The 766-nt window shown below is 53.1% G+C and carries 1 rRNA gene; it reads right to left on the bottom strand.

From position 1 onward, the window contains the following. Window positions 1-766, bottom strand: a 23S ribosomal RNA gene (locus FT726_RS27470); the annotation flags it as partial.

The raw sequence follows: 766 nt of genomic DNA, 5'->3' as shown, positions 1-766 counted from the left end.
GTCGCTGCCGCAGCTTCGGTGCATGGTTTAGCCCCGTTACATCTTCCGCGCAGGCCGACTCGACCAGTGAGCTATTACGCTTTCTTTAAATGATGGCTGCTTCTAAGCCAACATCCTGGCTGTCTGTGCCTTCCCACATCGTTTCCCACTTAACCATGACTTTGGGACCTTAGCTGGCGGTCTGGGTTGTTTCCCTCTTCACGACGGACGTTAGCACCCGCCGTGTGTCTCCCGTGATAACATTCTCCGGTATTCGCAGTTTGCATCGGGTTGGTAAGCCGGGATGGCCCCCTAGCCGAAACAGTGCTCTACCCCCGGAGATGAGTTCACGAGGCGCTACCTAAATAGCTTTCGGGGAGAACCAGCTATCTCCCGGTTTGATTGGCCTTTCACCCCCAGCCACAAGTCATCCGCTAATTTTTCAACATTAGTCGGTTCGGTCCTCCAGTTAGTGTTACCCAACCTTCAACCTGCCCATGGCTAGATCACCGGGTTTCGGGTCTATACCCTGCAACTTAACGCCCAATTAAGACTCGGTTTCCCTTCGGCTCCCCTATGCGGTTAACCTTGCTACAGAATATAAGTCGCTGACCCATTATACAAAAGGTACGCAGTCACCTAACAAGTAGGCTCCCACTGCTTGTACGTACACGGTTTCAGGTTCTGTTTCACTCCCCTCGCCGGGGTTCTTTTCGCCTTTCCCTCACGGTACTGGTTCACTATCGGTCAGTCAGGAGTATTTAGCCTTGGAGGATGGTCCCCCCAT

Source organism: Pantoea sp. Morm (genome assembly GCF_016643525.1).
GTDB classification, from domain to species: Bacteria; Pseudomonadota; Gammaproteobacteria; order Enterobacterales; family Enterobacteriaceae; genus Pantoea; species Pantoea dispersa.
This window is presented reverse-complemented; position numbering and strand designations above follow the sequence as displayed.